17 protein-coding genes are annotated in these 16,461 nt (G+C 75.7%); 13 read left to right on the top strand and 4 right to left on the bottom strand.

The genetic code is table 11. The features are described 5' to 3' along the window. Positions 1-56 precede the first annotated feature (56 nt). Entirely contained in the window at positions 57-509 is a 453-nt protein-coding gene (locus tag ACIO5E_RS04600; RefSeq protein ID WP_280679487.1) for a MaoC family dehydratase, read from the bottom strand. A 61-nt stretch (positions 510-570) separates the two neighbouring features. Beyond that, the gene (locus ACIO5E_RS04595) at positions 571-1,002 is read right to left on the bottom strand and encodes a pyridoxamine 5'-phosphate oxidase family protein (protein ID WP_400663797.1); all 432 of its coding nucleotides are present in this window, start codon (positions 1,000-1,002) and stop codon (positions 571-573) included. A 196-nt stretch (positions 1,003-1,198) separates the two neighbouring features. On the opposite strand from ACIO5E_RS04595, the gene ACIO5E_RS04590 reads away from it, so the two are divergent. The 13 genes from ACIO5E_RS04590 (at position 1,199) to ACIO5E_RS04530 (ending at position 15,515) form a co-directional block, all read left to right on the top strand. After that, on the top strand, positions 1,199-2,059 hold the full coding sequence (locus tag ACIO5E_RS04590) for a hypothetical protein (RefSeq protein WP_400663795.1): 861 nt from the start codon (positions 1,199-1,201) through the stop codon (positions 2,057-2,059). 352 nt (positions 2,060-2,411) lie between these two features. Continuing rightward, entirely contained in the window at positions 2,412-2,819 is a 408-nt protein-coding gene (locus ACIO5E_RS04585) for a hypothetical protein (protein WP_400663793.1), read from the top strand. Then, complete coding sequence (locus tag ACIO5E_RS04580; RefSeq protein ID WP_400663791.1) at positions 2,813-3,757, top strand: hypothetical protein; 945 nt, start codon at positions 2,813-2,815, stop codon at positions 3,755-3,757. The genes ACIO5E_RS04585 and ACIO5E_RS04580 overlap by 7 nt, the downstream gene beginning before the upstream one ends. A gap of 170 nt (positions 3,758-3,927) precedes the next feature. Continuing rightward, on the top strand, positions 3,928-4,803 hold the full coding sequence (locus ACIO5E_RS04575; protein WP_400663788.1) for an SAF domain-containing protein: 876 nt from the start codon (positions 3,928-3,930) through the stop codon (positions 4,801-4,803). Then, entirely contained in the window at positions 4,803-6,131 is a 1,329-nt protein-coding gene (locus ACIO5E_RS04570) for a hypothetical protein (protein WP_400663785.1), read from the top strand. The genes ACIO5E_RS04575 and ACIO5E_RS04570 overlap by 1 nt, the downstream gene beginning before the upstream one ends. Next, entirely contained in the window at positions 6,121-7,794 is a 1,674-nt protein-coding gene (locus ACIO5E_RS04565) for a CpaF family protein (RefSeq protein ID WP_400663783.1), read from the top strand. Before ACIO5E_RS04570 ends, ACIO5E_RS04565 begins: the two co-directional genes overlap by 11 nt. Then, the gene (locus ACIO5E_RS04560; RefSeq protein ID WP_400663780.1) at positions 7,791-8,753 is read left to right on the top strand and encodes a type II secretion system F family protein; all 963 of its coding nucleotides are present in this window, start codon (positions 7,791-7,793) and stop codon (positions 8,751-8,753) included. Before ACIO5E_RS04565 ends, ACIO5E_RS04560 begins: the two co-directional genes overlap by 4 nt. Then, complete coding sequence (locus ACIO5E_RS04555; RefSeq protein WP_400663777.1) at positions 8,750-9,628, top strand: hypothetical protein; 879 nt, start codon at positions 8,750-8,752, stop codon at positions 9,626-9,628. Before ACIO5E_RS04560 ends, ACIO5E_RS04555 begins: the two co-directional genes overlap by 4 nt. Positions 9,629-9,676: 48 nt before the next feature. Next, a complete protein-coding gene (locus ACIO5E_RS04550) occupies positions 9,677-9,964 on the top strand; it encodes a hypothetical protein (RefSeq protein ID WP_400663774.1) in 288 nt (95 codons plus the stop codon). A gap of 35 nt (positions 9,965-9,999) precedes the next feature. Beyond that, on the top strand, positions 10,000-10,377 hold the full coding sequence (locus ACIO5E_RS04545) for a TadE/TadG family type IV pilus assembly protein (protein ID WP_400663771.1): 378 nt from the start codon (positions 10,000-10,002) through the stop codon (positions 10,375-10,377). Further along, complete coding sequence (locus tag ACIO5E_RS04540) at positions 10,374-10,868, top strand: TadE/TadG family type IV pilus assembly protein (RefSeq protein WP_400663769.1); 495 nt, start codon at positions 10,374-10,376, stop codon at positions 10,866-10,868. The genes ACIO5E_RS04545 and ACIO5E_RS04540 overlap by 4 nt, the downstream gene beginning before the upstream one ends. A gap of 163 nt (positions 10,869-11,031) precedes the next feature. Then, positions 11,032-11,478 carry a hypothetical protein gene (locus tag ACIO5E_RS04535; protein WP_400663767.1) on the top strand — a complete coding sequence of 149 codons (447 nt, stop codon included), beginning with the start codon at positions 11,032-11,034 and terminating at the stop codon, positions 11,476-11,478. Then, the gene (locus ACIO5E_RS04530) at positions 11,478-15,515 is read left to right on the top strand and encodes a LysM peptidoglycan-binding domain-containing protein (protein WP_400663765.1); all 4,038 of its coding nucleotides are present in this window, start codon (positions 11,478-11,480) and stop codon (positions 15,513-15,515) included. The genes ACIO5E_RS04535 and ACIO5E_RS04530 overlap by 1 nt, the downstream gene beginning before the upstream one ends. Positions 15,516-15,589: 74 nt before the next feature. Here the strand turns inward: ACIO5E_RS04530 and ACIO5E_RS04525 are convergent, their stop codons facing one another. Together ACIO5E_RS04525 and ACIO5E_RS04520 are read right to left on the bottom strand one after the other, a co-directional pair. Next, positions 15,590-15,877, bottom strand: a complete 288-nt coding sequence (locus tag ACIO5E_RS04525) for a hypothetical protein (RefSeq protein ID WP_400663762.1) — start codon at positions 15,875-15,877, stop codon at positions 15,590-15,592. A gap of 15 nt (positions 15,878-15,892) precedes the next feature. Next, a complete protein-coding gene (locus ACIO5E_RS04520; RefSeq protein ID WP_400663759.1) occupies positions 15,893-16,420 on the bottom strand; it encodes an HAD domain-containing protein in 528 nt (175 codons plus the stop codon). Positions 16,421-16,461 lie beyond the last annotated feature (41 nt).

The following is a 16,461-nucleotide window of genomic DNA, read 5'->3' as shown; positions in this document are numbered from 1 at the left end:
CCCGCCCCACGCCCGGCCCGGGCCCCGTCCGAGCCCCGTCCGGGGTACCCGCGCCGCTACGCGTAGAACCGGGTGATCGTCTCCGCGACGCAGTGCGGCTTGGCGCTCTCCGCACTGGTGATCGTGAACCGCACCACCGCCTGGACCCCGCCCGGCACCTCGGTGGCCGAGACCAGCTCGGCGGTGGCGCGGATGGCCGTCCCCACCGGCACCGGCGCCGGGAAGCGCACCTTCTCCGAGCCGTAGTTCAGCGCCATCCGCACGCCCTCGACGCCGTAGCACTCCTTCGCCAGCACCGGGATCATCGACTGGGTCAGGTAGCCGTGCGCGATGGTCGAGCCGAACCGGCTCTCCTTGGCCCGCTCCGGGTCCACGTGGATCCACTGGTGGTCGCCGGTCGCCTCGGCGAACAGGTCGATCTGCCGCTGCTCGATGGTGTGCCACTCGCTGGTGCCCAGTTCGGTGCCGACGGCGGCGGTCAGGTCGGCGAGGGAGGCGAAGCTCGTCACGGGTGCGCTCCTGGGGGAGAGGTCAGGACGCCGGAAGCGTATGCCTACCCGCCGGTATCTGTCAGGGGGTGCGGACGCGGGGTGTGAGATCGGGGAACAGCCGGCGGCCGCTGACCAGCTCCGGCACCAGCGAGACGAACATCGGCTCCGGGTCCCCCACCCACGGCCGCAGACCGGACCGCAGCACCCGCCGCACCTGCTCGGGCTCGCGCACCACGTCGGCCCGCCCGTGCACCAGCACGCTCCACCCGGTCCGGGTGACCGGGTCCAGCAGGTCCGCCTGGAAGGCCACCACCGTGCCGTCAAGCCCGCGCGCGGTGGCACTTCCCCGGCGCACGGCGAGCACCAGCCGCCCGTCCAGTACCTCGAACGAGACCGGTAGTACGGCTGGCAGCGCGTGCTCGGTGTACACCACGCGCCCGACGGGCACGGTGCTGAGCAGCCGCAGGCACTCGGCCTCGCTCAGGGTCTCCACACGGTCCTCACGCTCCATGCGTCCGATCGTCCTCCGGTCGGCGCGCGCGTCGATAGGGCCCATGGTCCCTGAGCGGGCGGGTCGGGAGCCCCGTCGGCGGCCGCCCGGAGCGGTAGCCTGCCCGGCGGCGGTACGGTACGCGCCCCTGCGCACCACGGCAGCGGTGGGCGCGGCGGGCGGCCCCGGGTGCGCCGGGGCCGGCGAGGGAGGGGGCGTGCGGATGGCGGGCGGGGTCGACCTGGTGGTGATCGGGGCGGACGGCGGGCCCGATCGGGGCTTCGGTGGTTCGGCGCTGGCGCCGGACGGCGCGCGGCTGCTCGCACAGGTGCTGCCCGGGATGTGCTTCGACGTCGGCGCCGCGGGCTGCCGGGTCACCGAGGTGGCGCCGGACGCGGACGCCAACGCGATGCTCACCGCCGTCCGGGACGCCGCCCAGCACCCCGGCCGGTGGCTGGTGGTCTGCCTGGTCGGCCAGTTGGCGGTCGATCCGCGCGGACGGCGGCTCGCCCTGGTGACCGGCGGCAGCACCGCCGACAACGCCTACCGGCGCGGCCTGGCCTGGGACTGGGTGGTCAGCGCGATGGTGCACGGCGACCAGGAGGAGGCGCTGCTGCTGGTCGACGCGGTGGCCGACCGGGACACCTGGGCGGCGCTGGAGCGCGGTGGCGGCGAGGACGGCGCGGGCGAACTGCTGGCCTACCCGCGCGTCCCGCTGTGGGGCCGGGTCGGTCGCTACACCCCGGGCAGACGCGGCCGGGACGCCGTACTGCCGGGTGGCGAGGGCTCGTTCAGCCACGCCCTCACCACCGTGCTCCGGCAGGGCGTCCCGGGTGCTCCGGCCGCCGTCGCCCCGCTGGATCTCCAGCCGTCCGTCGCCGCGCTGCTCGACGGGGGCGACGGGTCGGGTAGTTCGGGTGCGCCGGGCGCGCGCCTGCTCGTTCCGCCGCAGGGTGGGCGCCTGTTGATGCGCAATCGGGCCGCGGTTCGGGGCGCATTGGCCGGATTGTCGCTTTCCGAAGAACTGTTGGCCGTTCTGTGGCGGGAAAGTGCCCCGACGGAACCGCCTCCCGCGTAAGGTCAGGGGGCCTGAGGTGTTGCCGTGATGGGGTGGGTTGGCGAAGAATCGATCCCCAGCGGAAACACCTGCGGGACGGCGGAATTCTTCCGGCGGCCACGGATCACGGATCGGTCGGTCGCGACGAGGTGGGGCGATGCGGCAGCGCGGAAATGTGTTGCGCCCTGGGGCGGTTGGGGTCGGCGGGGTGGTTCTGGTGTTGCTCCTCGGCGCTTGTGCGAGCAGCGGTGCCGATGGTTCCGTCGATCGTCTCGGGACGGCTGCGCCCAGTGTTGCGGGAGTGGGTCCGGTAACTCCTTCGAGTGGTTCGGCAAACGATTCGATCGCGCCGACCGAAGGTCCGGAAGGTGCCATGGGCCGACTGGCCCTGAAGACGTATCAGGACTGGTGGCAGGCTCAGGCCGAGGCCTTCGGGCGGTCGGATTCGGACGGATTCGCGCTGGAGACGTACTCCTCCGGGCGGGCCCTTGCCGACACCCTCGTCAGTCTCGGCCAACTGCGTGACGCCAAACTGGTGATGACCGGTACGCCGCGCAATTCGGCGGTGGTCAAGGCCGTCGACCTGAAAGCCGATCCGCAGACCGCGGTGATCGAGGACTGCGTCGACGTATCGGGCTGGCACCGCGTCGACGCCGTCACCCAGGTGGCAAAGGATCCGGGCGCCCGACTGAACCGCTACGTCGCGACCGCGTCCCTGCGCTGGTTCCAAGCACGTTGGCTGATCTACGACTTCAAGCGGGAGGTGGACCGGACATGCTGAACACGCGTAAACCGGCCCGGCGATTCGCGATCCTCGCGCCGTTGTCCGCCGGGTTGCTGGTGGCCTCGGCGGTGACGGCGGCGGCGGACGAACCGCCGAGCGGAGGCGCCGAACAATGTTATCCGGACGTGATCTGTTCGGGGGTCAACTCCGGCGGCACGAAACCGAATCCCGGACCCTCGCAGCCCGGCGGTGGCGGCGGTGGCAACACCGGTGACGGCCCGCTGCTGTGCAGCTACCACGACCAGCAGTGGCCCTGCCACGACCCGGAGCGCGGCTGGTTCAACAGCGGCGTCGGGTGCTACTTCCGCCCCCTGGACAACCCGCCCGCCGAGGGCGCCCCGGAGTGGCAGGGGCACAAGCCGTCCGAGGGCGCGCTCTACTCGAAGGTCTGCCCGCAGACGGGAGGCGGGCAGGACGGCGCCGAGATCGTGTTCGAGGCCACCTCGCCGGCCGGGCCGCCGGCGCTGAACCTGGTGGACGTCGGCTACGGGTTCGCCCACGAGATGCGCTTCCCGAAGCCGGCGGCGGGCGTCGCGCCCAAGGGCACGGCGGTGGTGAAGGCGCCGGTCTGGCTCTGGCTGGACGGCGTCGCGGCGCCCGCGCCCAAGACGCTGTCCGTCCCGGGCGCCTCGGTGACCGTCACGCCCGTGCTGAGGAGCGTGACCTGGAGCTTCGACAAGGACGTCGCGGTGACCTGCGACACGGCCGGGACGCGGTACGACCCCGCGTACGGCGCCGCCGCGTCACCGGACTGCGGCTACCAGTTCGCCGTCGGCTCGGGCACCAAGAAGAGCGGCGTCTTCGACGGGACGGTGACGGCGAACTGGGTGGGCCAGGTCGTGGTCACGGGGCCGAACGCGAAGACCTTCGACGTCAAGATGCCGCAGTCCTCGAAGTTCACGCTCAAGGTCGCCGAGGTGCAGGTCCTCAACTGACCTGCGGGCGGAGGCAATCCGAGCGCCGACGACCCCAGCACCGATGACCCCAGCACCGACGACCCCAGCACTGACGACCCGGAACGAGCACGAGCACGAGGGAAGGGCGGAACCCGGTGGAGAACCGTACATTCGCGACGCCGGGATCCGGCACACCCGCAGGGGCCGCGGTGTCCGTGGCGGTCCCGGACCAGGGCCAGGGGCCGGGCCAGGCCCCCGGCGGTGGCCCGGGCAAGGGCAAGGGGCACGCCGCCCCGCACGCCCCCGGCCGGACGCTGCGGGCCCGGCGGCGCCGTCCGGCGGTGCTGGCGATGGCGGTCGCGCTGATCGCCGCCGGCGGCCTGGGCGGCGCGGTGCTCTACAACAGCACCGGCCAACGGGTCGCCGTGCTGGCGCTGGCCCGGGACGTCCCGTGGGGTCAGGTGATCACCGACGACGACCTGGTGGTGGCCCGGATCGCCGGCGACCCGGCGCTGCGGCCGCTGGCGGCCACGGAACGGGAGAAGACGGTCGGCATGCGGGCCGCCACCGATCTCAAACGCGGCGCCATGCTCACCCGGGCCGACGTCGCGCAGGCGCTTCTGGTGCAGCCCGGCCAGATCGTGGTCGGCGTCTCGGCCAAGCGCACCCAGCTGCCGGCCGGTCGGCTCCAGCCCGGGCTGCAGATCGTCGTGGTCTACACCCCGGACAACAACAAGGCCGATTCGATGCCCGCGACGGTCATCACGGTCGGCCGGGTGGACACCGACGGCAGCCAGGTGATCGACGTGGCCGTCGGCGCGGCGGACGGCCCCCGGCTGGCGCAGTGGGTGGCCGGCGGTCGGATCCAGGTCCTGCTGACGCCGCGCGCCGCCGCCGCGGGCGGTGCGGCGGGGACGGCCGGGACGGGCGGCTCGGGCGCGGTCGGCGGCACCGGTGGCACCGGTGGCACCGGTGGCACCGCCGCGCCGACGGCCCCGCCGACCGGTGCGGCCTCCGGGGCACCCACCGGTGCGGGCACGGCTCCCGCGGCTCCGGTGCCCCCGACCGGGGCGGGTGGCGCCTGATGGCGGTGATCGCGGTGGTCGGCGGTCCGGGCGCGCCCGGCGCGACCACGACGGCCCTGGCCCTGCTGCTGGCCTGGCCGCTGTCGCCCGGGCGGCGCGTCCTGCTGGTGGAGGCCGACCCGGACGGCGGCGCGGTGCTCGCGGGCGCCCTGGAAGGCCGGGTCGACGCGGTGTACGGGCTGCGCAACCTGGCCGTCGCCGACCGGCGCGGACTGCTCGCCCAGACCATCTGGGAGCAGCTGATCGACCTCTCGCCCGAGGGCACCGCCGAGCGGCTGCTGCTGCCCGGCCTGACCGACCCCACCCAGGCCCCGGGCCTCGCCTACACCTGGGAGCCGCTCGCCGACCTGCTGCACGGCCTCGAACCACAGGGCTACGACGTCATCGTGGACCTCGGCCGCTCCGGCGCCACCGGCGTGAGCGCGGTGCTGGCCCGCCGGGCGGACGTGGTCGCGGTGACCGTCCGCACCACGCTGCGCGGCCTGAGCTCGGTCCGGCCCCGGCTGTCCGCGCTCGCCGAGGACCTCGCCACGGCCGGCACCGGGGTGGACGCGCTCGGACTGCTGCTGGTCGCCGAGGGTCCCTACTCGGGGGCGGAGGTGTCGCGCGAGTTCGGCGTGCCGCTGCTCGGGCTGCTGCCGCACGCCACCCGCACCGCCCGGGTGCTCTCGGACGGCGGTGACATCACCGACCGGCGGTTCATCCGCTCGGAGCTGATGCGGACGGCGCGTTCGGCGGCGGACGAGGTGCAGCTGCTGGTCCGCCGGCGCCGCCAGCGGCTCGCGCCGACGGCCGCGCCGATCCCGGCCCAGGCCCGGATCACCGCCCAGGCCCAGGCCCCGGTGCCGCCCCAGGCCCAGGCTCCGACCCCGGTCCCGGCGCCGCACGTGCCCTCGCCGGCAGCGCCCTCGCCGACGGCGCCCTCGCCGACGGCGGCATACGCGGAGACGGCGTGGGGGAGCGCCGAGGGGGAGCAGCCCTCGTACACCCCGCCGCAGCCGGTCGCGCCGGTGATCGTCACCGGCCCGGTGGCACCGCTGGCCGGGCTGGCCCCCCAGCCGGCCGCGCCGGCGCCGTTCCCGTCGCACGTCCAGTCGCCGCAGCCGCCGTACGGGCAGCAGGCCGCGTACACCCCGTACGGCCAGCAGGCCCCGTCCGATCAGCGGCCCCCCTACGTCCGGCAGGAGTCCGAGGACGAAGGCCGGTACCCGCTCCAGCAGCCCGCCGTGACACCCGACCAGGCGCAGCCGAACGATCCGCAGCCGAACGGTGCGCGGCCGAACGGTGCGCAGCCGTACAACCCCGGGGAGGTGCTCCGTGCGCGGTAGCCCCCTGCACCAGCACCCCGCGGCCGACCCGGCCGCGCTGCCCTGGGCCACCCCGGCCCAGGTCCAGGTCCAGGCCCAAGCCCAGGTCCAGGTCCAGGCCCCGATCCAGGGCCCAGCACCCGCCGCCGCGCCGCCGCAGGCCTACCAGCCGGGCCCGGTCGCCCCGCAGCCCGTGCCGCAGCCCGTGCCGCCGTACGCCCACCAGGGCGGCGCGGCCACGCCCACCGCCGTGCCCTCCCAGCTGCCCTCGCTCGACCTGCGCGGCGCCGCCACCCGCCCGGCCGTCGACCCGCAGGTGGCCCGCGAGCTGAAGCGCCAGGTCGCGGCCGAACTGCACCAGCAGATCACCCGGTTGACCGCCACCTCGGGCGCCGAACCGGACCGCGCCACCCGCCGCCAGCGCGGCCGGGCGCTGATCGAGGAGGCGGTCGCCCGCTGGTCCGACGCCTACGCGCAGACCCACGGCATCCCGCCCACCCGGGAGCAGGACCGCGCCCTCGCCGAGGCCGTCTTCGACCTGCTGTTCCGGGCCGGGCGCCTCCAGCCCTACCTGGACGACCCGGAGATCGAGAACATCCTGATCAACGGCTGCGACGACGTCTGGGTCTCCCGGGTGCACCAACCCCTGCGCCAGGTCCCGCCGGTGGCCGACAGCGACGCCGAACTCGTCGAACTGCTCCAGGACCTGGCCCGCCAGCACGGCGGCGGCGAGCGCAGCCTGTCCACCGCCAGCCCGACCCTCGCGCTGCGCCTGGAGGGCGGCATGCGCCTGCAGGCGCTCACCGAGGTGACGCCCCGCCCGTACGTGGCGATCCGGCGCCACCGGGTGGCCTCGGCGACGCTGCCGGAGATGGTCGAACTCGGCACGCTGGACAGCACCTTGGCCGCCTTCCTGGCCGCCGCGATCCGGGCCCGGAAGAACGTGATGATCACCGGCACCCAGGGCGTCGGCAAGACCAGCCTGCTGCGGGCGATGGCCGCCGAGATCCCGCCGGACGAGCGGATCGGCACCCTGGAGTCGGAGTTCGAGCTGTGGCTGCACACCCTCGGTCACCTGCGCCAGGTCGTGCCGATGGAGGCCCGCGAGGGCAACGGCGAGCGCGTCGAGGGCCGCCTGGCGGGCGAGTTGAGCATCGGCGACCTCATCCCGGCGGCGCTGCGGATGACGCTGTCCCGGATCATCGTCGGCGAGGTCCGCTCCGGCGAGGTCGTGCCGATGCTGCGGGTCATGACCAACGGTGAGGGCGGCTCGATGTGCACCCTGCACGCCCGCGGCCCGCACATGGTCGTCGACCGCATCGCCGAACTCTGCCTGGAGTACGGCTCGCACATGACCGACTCGCTCGCCTACCGGCTCACCGCCAACGCCCTGGACCTCATCGTGCACGTCACCATGGTCGACGAGACCGCCGTCGGCGGCCGCCGACACCGCTTCGTCTCCCACGTCCTGGAGGTCACCGGCCTCGGCGAGAGCGGCCGGCCCGCGCTGAACACCGTGTTCGGCCCCCGGGCCGACCTCGGCGAGCCGCGGGCCGTCCCGCACACCCCGCCGCAGTGCCTGGACGACCTGCGCCGGGCCGGCTTCGACGCCGCCCTGCTCGGCTCCCGGTACGGGGGCTGGGCCACCCCGCTGCAGCTGCGGATCGGCGGTGGCGCGCGATGATGCTGCTGTTCGCCCTGTGCGGGCTGGCGGTCGCGGGCGGCCTGGTCGCCCTGGTGGCCTGGGCCCGCGGGAGCGAGCCGGCGGACGAGGGGGAGACGCCGCAGCGGGAGGGCTCGCCGGCCGGCCGCGCCCACGTCTTCTGGTACGGCGCGCCCGGCGCCGGCTCGGCCCGGGTCGTGCGGCTGCGCCGGATCCAGCTGCCGCTCGCGCTGATCGGCGCCCCGCTCGGCTGGCTGTTCACCGGCATCCCGCTGACCGCGCTGCTGGTGCCGCTGGCCGTGTTCGGCCTGCCCTGGCTGTTCGACACCACCCGCCCGGACACCCGCCGGATCGAACGCCTGGAGGCGCTGTCCGAGTGGACCCAGCGGATCGCCGACGTGCTGCTGCTCGGCGTCGGCCTCAACCAGGCCATCGTCACCAGCCGCCGCACCGCCCCCGCCGCCCTGGAGGAGGAGATCGGCGAGCTGGCGGCCCGGCTCCAGGCCCGCTGGCGGCCCGAGGAGGCGCTGCAGGCCTTCGCCGACGGCCTCGCCGACGCCACCGCCGACAAGGTGCTCGCCGCGCTCGTGCTGCGCTCAGGCGACAGCGGCCCCGGCCTGGCCCGGGCGCTGGCCGACATGGCCGACTCGGTGCGCGAGGAGGTCCGCCAGCGCCGCGCCATCGAGGCCGACCGGGCCAAGCACCGCACCACCATCCGCTGGCTGGTCGGCATCATCGTGCTGGTCGTCACGGTCGGCTCCTTCAACACCGAGTACACCCGCCCGTACGGGACGCTGCTCGGCCAGATCGTGCTCGCCGTGGTCGCCGCGCTGTTCGTCGCGATCATCGCCTGGATGCGCGCGCTCGCCTCGCACCCGCCGGTGCCCCGGCTGCTGGCGCCGGACCGGCGCAGCAAGGGCGGGCGCCGCGCCCCGGTGCGCGAGGACGCCGCCGTCGAGCAGCTCGGGGAGGTCCGGTGATCTCCCCCTGGTCCGTGCTGGCCGGGGCCGTCGCCGCCGGCGGCCTCGCCCTGCTGATCGCCGAACTGCGGCCCGCGCCGCCCGACCTGCGCCAGGCCCTGGACCGGCTGCACCGCACCCCCGCCGAGCGGGACGCGGACCCGGACGAGCGGCCGCGCTGGTACGACCGGATCGGCGAGCGCTCCGTCCACCTGCGCGGGGTGTCGGTCCCGCACCGCGAACTCGCCCTGATCGGCCGCACCCCGGCCCGGTTCATGGTGCACAAGCTGCTGTTCGCCGTGATCGGCCTGGCGCTGCCCGCCTACCTGGGCGCGATGGCCGCGCTGATGGACGTCGGCCTGCCCTTCGCGCTGCCGCTGCTGGCCGGGCCGCTGCTGGCCGGCCTGCTCTGGTTCGTCCCCGACGCCATCGTGCGCGGGGAGGCCAAGGAGGCGCGCACCGAGTACCTGCACGGCATCGCCGCCTACCTGGAACTCGTCGCCCTGGAACGGGCCGCCGACTGCGGGCCCGCCGAGGCGCTGCGCCGCGCCGCCGCGGTCGGGCGCGGCACCGTGTTCCGCCGCATCCGCGACGCCCTCGACCGCGCCGCCACCGACCGGCTCCCGCCCTGGGCCGGACTCGACACGCTGGCCGAGGAGTTGGGGCTCAGCCCGGTGCAGGACGTGGCCGACATCATGCGACTGTCCGGCACCGACGGCGCCGCCGTGTACGACACCCTGCGGGCGCGCGCCAAGGGCCTGCGCGGCGAACTGCTCGCCGAGGACCTCGCCCGCGCCAACGCCGACAGTGAGCGGATGGTCGCGCCGGGGGCCGCCCTGACCCTGCTGATGACCGTCCTGATCGTCTTCCCCGCACTCCACCAGATGCTCAACTGACGTTCCTAGCAGTGCATCTGACACCACACCACACACCGGGAGACCCGAATGACCGTCCGACTCGCCCGCCTGACAGGCAGGCTGATCCGGCCCGTCCTGCTGCCCGTGCAGTTCGCCCTGCTGCTGTTCACCCTGCGGCTGGGCCGGCTGCGCGCCGCCCGCGCGCGCGGCGACCGCGGCGCCATCAGCATCGAACTCGCCCTCGCCATCATCGCGTTGGTCTTCGTCGCGGGCGCCGTCGCGACCGCGCTGTACCTGCTGAAGGACAAGGTCGTGCAGAAGGTCGAGCAGGACCCGAACATGCCGGGCGCGGGTGCGGGTGGCGCCACCAAGTGACGTACCGACCCCGCCGTCGCGGCGACCGGGGGTCGATGAGCGTGAGCCTCGCCATCGTCTTCCCGGTCGTCCTGGTGCTCCTGATGCTCGTCGTCCAGGCCGCGCTCTGGTGGTACGACCGGCAGCTCGCGCTCACCGCCGCCCGGGAGGGCGTGGACGCCGGCCGGGTGCAGGGCAACGCGACGGACGAGGCGAAGAACGAGGCGGCGGGCCGGCAGGCCAGGGACTTCCTCGACCGGCAGGGCGTCCACTCCTACACGGTGACGACCGACGGAAGCACGCCCGAGCTGATCCGGGTCACGGTGGCGGTGCGGCCGCCGCTGCTGATACCCGGGCTGTCGGCACCCTCCCTCAGGCAGTTCGCCGAGGCGCCGCGCGAGCGGTTCGTCCCGCCCGCGGTGGTGCGGCCGTGAGACGGCGGACCCGCGCCCCGCGCCCGCCCGTCCGGCGGCCGGCGCGCCTGCCCGCGTGGTGGCCCGGGCGGCGGGGCGACGGCGGCGGGGTCGCCATCGAGGCGGCGATCGTCGTGCCGGCCGTGGTCGGGCTGGTCCTGGTGGCCGTCGCCGCCGGACGGGTGCAGACCACGGCCGGTACGGTCGAGGCCGCCGCCCGCGCGGGCGCGCGCACCGCCTCGCTGCAGCGCAGCGTCGACGGAATGGTGCAACCGGGCCGGGAGTCGGCCCTCGCGACGCTGCGCCAGCAGGGCGTGTCCTGCCGCAACGGGGACGTCCAGGTGGTGCCGGGCGAGTTGGACCTGCCCGGCGGCGCCGTCACGACCGTCAAGGTCACGGTGGTGTGCGACGTCGAACTGGCCGACCTGCTCGGCGGACCGTCCGGCGTACCCGTGACGAAGCACCTCGTCGGCGAGTTCACCTCGGTGGTGGACCGCTACCGGGGCACATGACGACCCGGGAGGGCGCCCGGCGGGACACGGGCCACAACGGGGGATTGGGGACGGCCCGCGCGGGGGAGACGCAAGCGGAGAGCGCTCGGGGGATGACGCAACGGGACCGAGTGGCGCCCGGTGGGGGCCGGTGGGGAGAACGAGTGCGGAAGGGGCAGGGGGGATGAGAGTGCCGTTCAGGGCGCGGCTTCGGCGCCGCTCCGACCGGGGCGCGGTCGCCCTCTTCGTGGCGATCTGCGCGGCCTACGTCGTGCTCGTCATCGCCCTGGTGATCGACGCCGGCGGCCGGTTGCGGGTCGCCGAACGCACCGACGCCTACGCCCAGGAGGCCGCGCGGGTCGGCGGACAGCAGCTCGACCAGGCCGCCGTCCTCCAGGGCAAGGGCTTCAAGATCCAGCAGGACTACGTCCGGCAGGCCGCCGACGCCTACCTGGCCCTGTACGGCCTGCGGGCCGGCGAGGTCGAGTTCTCCGGCGACGGCAAGGTCGTCACCGTCACCGTGCGGGCCGACTTCCGGCCCGTCCTGCTGGGCTCACTCGGGGAGCGGAAGGTAACGGGCAAGGGCAGTGCGACCCTCGTCCACGGAGTCGAGAAAGCGGAGACCGACTGATGGCCGCGCCACGTGCCAAGGACCAGGCCCGAACCGCCCCGGGCCGGGCTCGAACCGCCAACGACCGGGCCCACACCGGACACCGGGCCGCCGGCCGGCCCGCCGCCCCGGCGCCCCGCCCACCGCGTGGGCGCGGCCGCGGCGCCGCCCTGATCACCGCGCTCGCCGCGCTGGTCACCCTGCTCGCCCTGCTGCTCGGAGTCCCCGCGCTGCTGCTCTACGGCACCCGCGCGGTCGCCGCGATGGGCGAGGTCGCGCCGGACGGCGTCGGCCAGGCGCTCACCGGTCCGGACGACGGACGGCTGTTCCTCTGGCTGCTGGTCGTGGTCGGCTGGCTCGCCTGGGCCTGCTTCGCGCTCTCCGTCCTGCTGGAGATCCCCGCCCAGTTGCGCGGCCGGATCGCCCGCCGCATCCCGGCCTTCGGCTGGAGCCAGCGGCTCGCGGCCGGGCTGGTCGGCTCGGTGTTCGCGCTGATGCCGGTCGCCGGCTCGGCCTTCGCGGCCGCCCCCGCCCACACCGCCACCGCCCCGGCCCAGCTGACCGCGGGCGTACAGCGCGCCGCCCTGCCCGCCGCCCAGTCCACGCCCGCCCTGGCACCCGCCGCCGAGCAGAACCCCACGTACACCGTGCGGGACAGCCGGCCCGCCGACAGCCTGTGGTCCATCGCCGAGCGCCAACTGGGCTCCGGCGAGCGGTGGGTGGACATCGCCAAGCTCAACGACGGTCGGGTGATGGACGATTCCGGCATCCGCTTCGACGCCGACCGGCCGATCCAGCCGGGGTGGGCGCTGCTGATGCCGGGGGACGCCAAGGCGGACGAGGCGAAGGCTCCGGCGCCCGCCTCCGGTACCGACGCCGCGCCGGCGCCCGGCGCCGGGTCGGCTTCAGGGGCGGCGTCCGGCTCTGCGTCCGGCTCTGCGTCCGGCTCTGGGGCCGGTTCGGCGTCCGGGGCGGCGCAGGCGCCGCAGTCCGGGACGGAGCCGGGTGCGGGCGGGCACGCGACGGTGACCGTGCAGGCCGGGGACAGCCTGTCCGCCATCGCCCAGAGGGAGTTGGGGGACGCCGAGGCGTGGCCGAAGCTGTTCGAGGCGAACAAGGGGGCGCAGGCGCCGGACGGGGAGCAGCTGACCGATCCGGACGTGGTGGTACCCGGGATGGTGCTCACCGTGCCGGGGGCCGCCGCTCCCGCGCCCGCCTCTTCGCCGGCTCCGACTCCGGCTCCTGCTCCTGCTCCTGCGCCGGAGCAGACGCCGGCGACCGGCCAGCCGCCCGCCGGCCAGGCGCCCGCCACCCCGGCCCCCGCGCCGACCCAGGCGGCGCCCTCCCAGGCCGCGCCGCAGCCGGCCACCCCGGCGCCCACCCAGGCGCCCGTCCAGGCGCCCGCCCCCGCCGCGCACGCCGAACCGGCCGCCGGCGACGACTACTCCATCGCCCTCACCGCCTCCACCGTCGGCGTCCTGCTCGCCGCCGTCATGGTCGGCACCGTCGCCCACAAGCGCGGCACCCAGCAGCGTGCCCGCCGCCCCCGGCACCGCATCGCCATGCCCGCGCCCGAGGCCGCCGCCTTCGAGAACGAGCTCAGGGCCCGCCAGGACGCCGCCGGCCTCGACCTGCTCGACCGCGCACTGCGCACCATGGCCCGCAACACCGTGCGCGGCGGCAAGCGGCTGCCCGCCATCGTCGCCGCCCGGATCACCCCCGGCCACACCATCGAACTGCACCTCTCCGGCCCGGCCACCCCGATCGCGCCGTTCCGCGCCGCGCACGCCGCCAACGTCTGGTGGTGCAGCCCCGACTCCGGCGACCTGCTCAGCGCCGCCCAGGCCCGCAAGACCGCCGCGCCCTACCCCGCCCTGGTCACCCTCGGTACCTCGCCCGACGGCTCGGTCGTCCTCGCCGACCTGGAGGCCGTGCGGCTGCTCCACCTCTCCGGCCACCCCGACGACGCCCGCGACATCCTGCGCACCCTCGCCATCGAACTCGCGCACAGCCCGCTCGCCGACCGGCTCCACCTGCACCTGGTGGACCTCGCCGAGGAGGTGCCGATCAGCGGCCCGGCCGCCGAGCGCGTCCACCGCCACCCCACCCTGGAGGCCGCGCTCGCCGCACTCGGCCCGCGCACCGCCAAGGCCCGTGCCACACTGGTCGCCGCCGAGGCCGCCAGCCCGCGCGACGCCCGCAGCCGGGGCCAGGCCGACGAGTCCTGGATCCCCGAGATCGTGCTCTGCGCCCAGCAGCCCGGCGGCGACATCCCGGCCGAACTCGGCCGCCTGCTCGACGCCCGCCCGCGCACCTGCGTCGCCGTGATCACCCGCGCCCCCGAGCGCGGCAGCGGCCCCGTCGCCCGCTGGACCCTCCCGGCCACCGGCCAGGCCGCCATCCCCGGCCTGCACCTCACCGTCGAACTCCAGCGGCTCAGCGACCAGCAGTACGACCAGGTCGCCGAGCTGCTCCGTGCCGCCGACGACCTCACCCAGCATCCGGCCCCCGCCTGGACCCTGGACGGTCCCGGGTCCGACCCGGACGCGGACGACGCCGACACCGCCGAACTACCCGCCGCCGTACCGGTGCTGGCCGCCGTCGGCGCCCCGGCGGGCGGCGCGCAGGACGGTGCGGACACGGCCGCCGGGCCCCGGCTGCTCGCCCGAGTCATCGGCACCGGCGCCAGCCCGTTCGCGGGCACCGATCCGGCGACGCCGGTACCGGCCCCGTCGGCCGGACCGGGGCGGTACGCGGTCAACGGGCAGGGGCGGCAGGCCGCGTCCGCCGAGACCGAGACCGGGACGGAGACCGGGAGCGGGACGGAGACCGGGAGCGGGACGGAGGCCGGGAACGGGAGCGGGACGGAGGTCGGGAACGGGGCCGAGAGCGAGCCCGTGGCCGAGCAGGCCGTCGACGAGGCCACCCGGGACCTGCGCCGTCCGGACGCGGCGGAGGCGGCGGAGGCGCCGGAGGAAGCCCCGGCGGCCGTCCAGCCCGTCCAGCCCGTCCAGTCCGTCCAGCCGGTCGTGCCCGCGCCGCCCGCCGAGCCCGCTCCGACGCACCAGCCCGCGCCCGCGCCCACCGGCGCCGACCCGCGCATCCCGTCCCGCCCGGAGCCCCCGGCTGATCCCGAGCCGGGCGCCGCGTACGAGTCCGCGTCTGCCGCCGAGCCCGCCGCCGGAGCCGTGGCCGAGCCCGGCCCCGCCGCGGCCCTGGTCGCCCAGACCACCCCCGGGCGCAGCGACAGCGACGACCTGCTCGCCATCCTCCGCTCCCCGGAGGCGCACGCCACCCGCAATGCCCCCCGGATCCGCCTGCTCGGCCCGGTCGACGTCGCCGGGGCCCTCGGCTCCGCCGAACCCGGCGCGCTGCCCCGGCTCACCGAACTCGCCGTCTACCTCGCGCTGCGCCCCGGCGCCGACCACCACGCCCTCGACCACGACCTCCACCCCGGTGCCGCCCACCTCGACCCGCACCCCACCGCGGCCGACGCCAAGAGCCCGCTACCCGGCAAACTCGCCGACCTGGCAGCCTGGTTCGGTACCTCTCCCGAGGGCCGCACCTTCCTGCCCACCGACACCACCGACGGCTACTCCTTCACCCCGGTCGTCACCTGCGACTGGGACGAGTTCCGCAGCCTCTACCGGCGCGGCATGCGCAGCACCAGCGCCACCGCCGACGCCGCCCTCGCCCACGCCCTGGCCCTGGTACGCGGCGCCCCGTTCGCCGAGGCCCCGCCCGCCTCCTACGGCTGGGCCGAGGCCGAACGCCAGGACATGATCGCGGCGATCGTCGACACCGCCCACGAACTGGCCGCCCGCCGCCTGCAGTACGGTGACCACCGCAGCGCCGAGGCCGCCGTGTTCCGCGGCCTCGCCGTCGCCCCGGACGTCGAACTCCTGCACCGGGACCTCTTCTACGCCTACGCCTCGGCCGGTGCCCGCGACCAGCTCCTGCGCGCCGTCAACCGCCTCGACGCGCTCAGCCGCCGCACCGGCCGCGACCTGGACGCCGACACCGTCGCCCTCCTCCGCGATCTGCTCGCCGGCTCCTGACCCGGCCCGTTCCGCTGCCCGGCCGCCCCTCGGAGCGGCCGGGCAGCGCCACGCGGGCGGGGTGCTGTGTCCGGTCAGCTCGGGCAGGCGCACCGGCCCTCGGCGGCACGGGTGGTGGCGGTGTGGACGTCCCGGACGGCGGCGGCCGGGAACCGGGCGACCGCGACACCCACCCGCTGAGGGTCCGCCGGGGTCCGGGCGACGATGTCGACCTGCCGCTGTTCCTCCTGCGTGGCCCGGGCCAGCACGCTGAAGAGGTACGCCCCGTCCTCGACGCCGTATCCGTCCGCCCACAGCTCGATCAGCACCCCGCCGTCCAGTGCGACGTGCCAGGGCAGTGGTGGTCCGGCGGCGTAGTCCATGGCGGGGGAGTGTACTCAGACTGACCGCAGCCAGGCGTCCAGGGTGGCGAAGTCCGCGTCGGTGAGGCCGCGTTGGTGGTCGACGCGGTGAAGGAGCACGGGAGCGGGCGAGTGGGCCGAGGCCCAGCGGCGGTCGGCGGCGGTGATCTCGTCGTCCACCCAGGCGAATGGGCGGCCGGCGGCCCGGGCCACCAGTGCGCGGGTCTTCCAGTGCAGGCCGACCGGTTCGTCGTCGTTGGCCACCGGCCAGTCCAGGACGGGGAGCTGAGGCAGGCCGAGCCAGGGGGAGAGGCAGGCGTTGGCGTCGGACATCCAGGTCGTCGCCCAGACCAGTTCGCAGGGCAGGTTCAGCAGGCGTCGGCCGAGTGCCGGATCGACGCGGTCCAGCAGGGGGTTGGCATCCGGGCCTGAGCTGGGGCCTGGGCCTGGGCCGGTGGCGTACGGGCTGCGATAGGTGGGGTAGCCGCCCGGGGGCGGCGCGCCGAACGGGATCAGTGGTCCGTCGATGTCGAGGAACAGAAGAGGTATGCCGAGGCCTGCCATGACGGCACGATAGCGGGCCGTGTGGCGCGCTGATCGGAGAC

The sequence above is a fragment of the Kitasatospora sp. NPDC087314 genome (assembly GCF_044744365.1).
GTDB lineage: Bacteria > Actinomycetota > Actinomycetes > Streptomycetales > Streptomycetaceae > Kitasatospora.
This window is presented reverse-complemented; position numbering and strand designations above follow the sequence as displayed.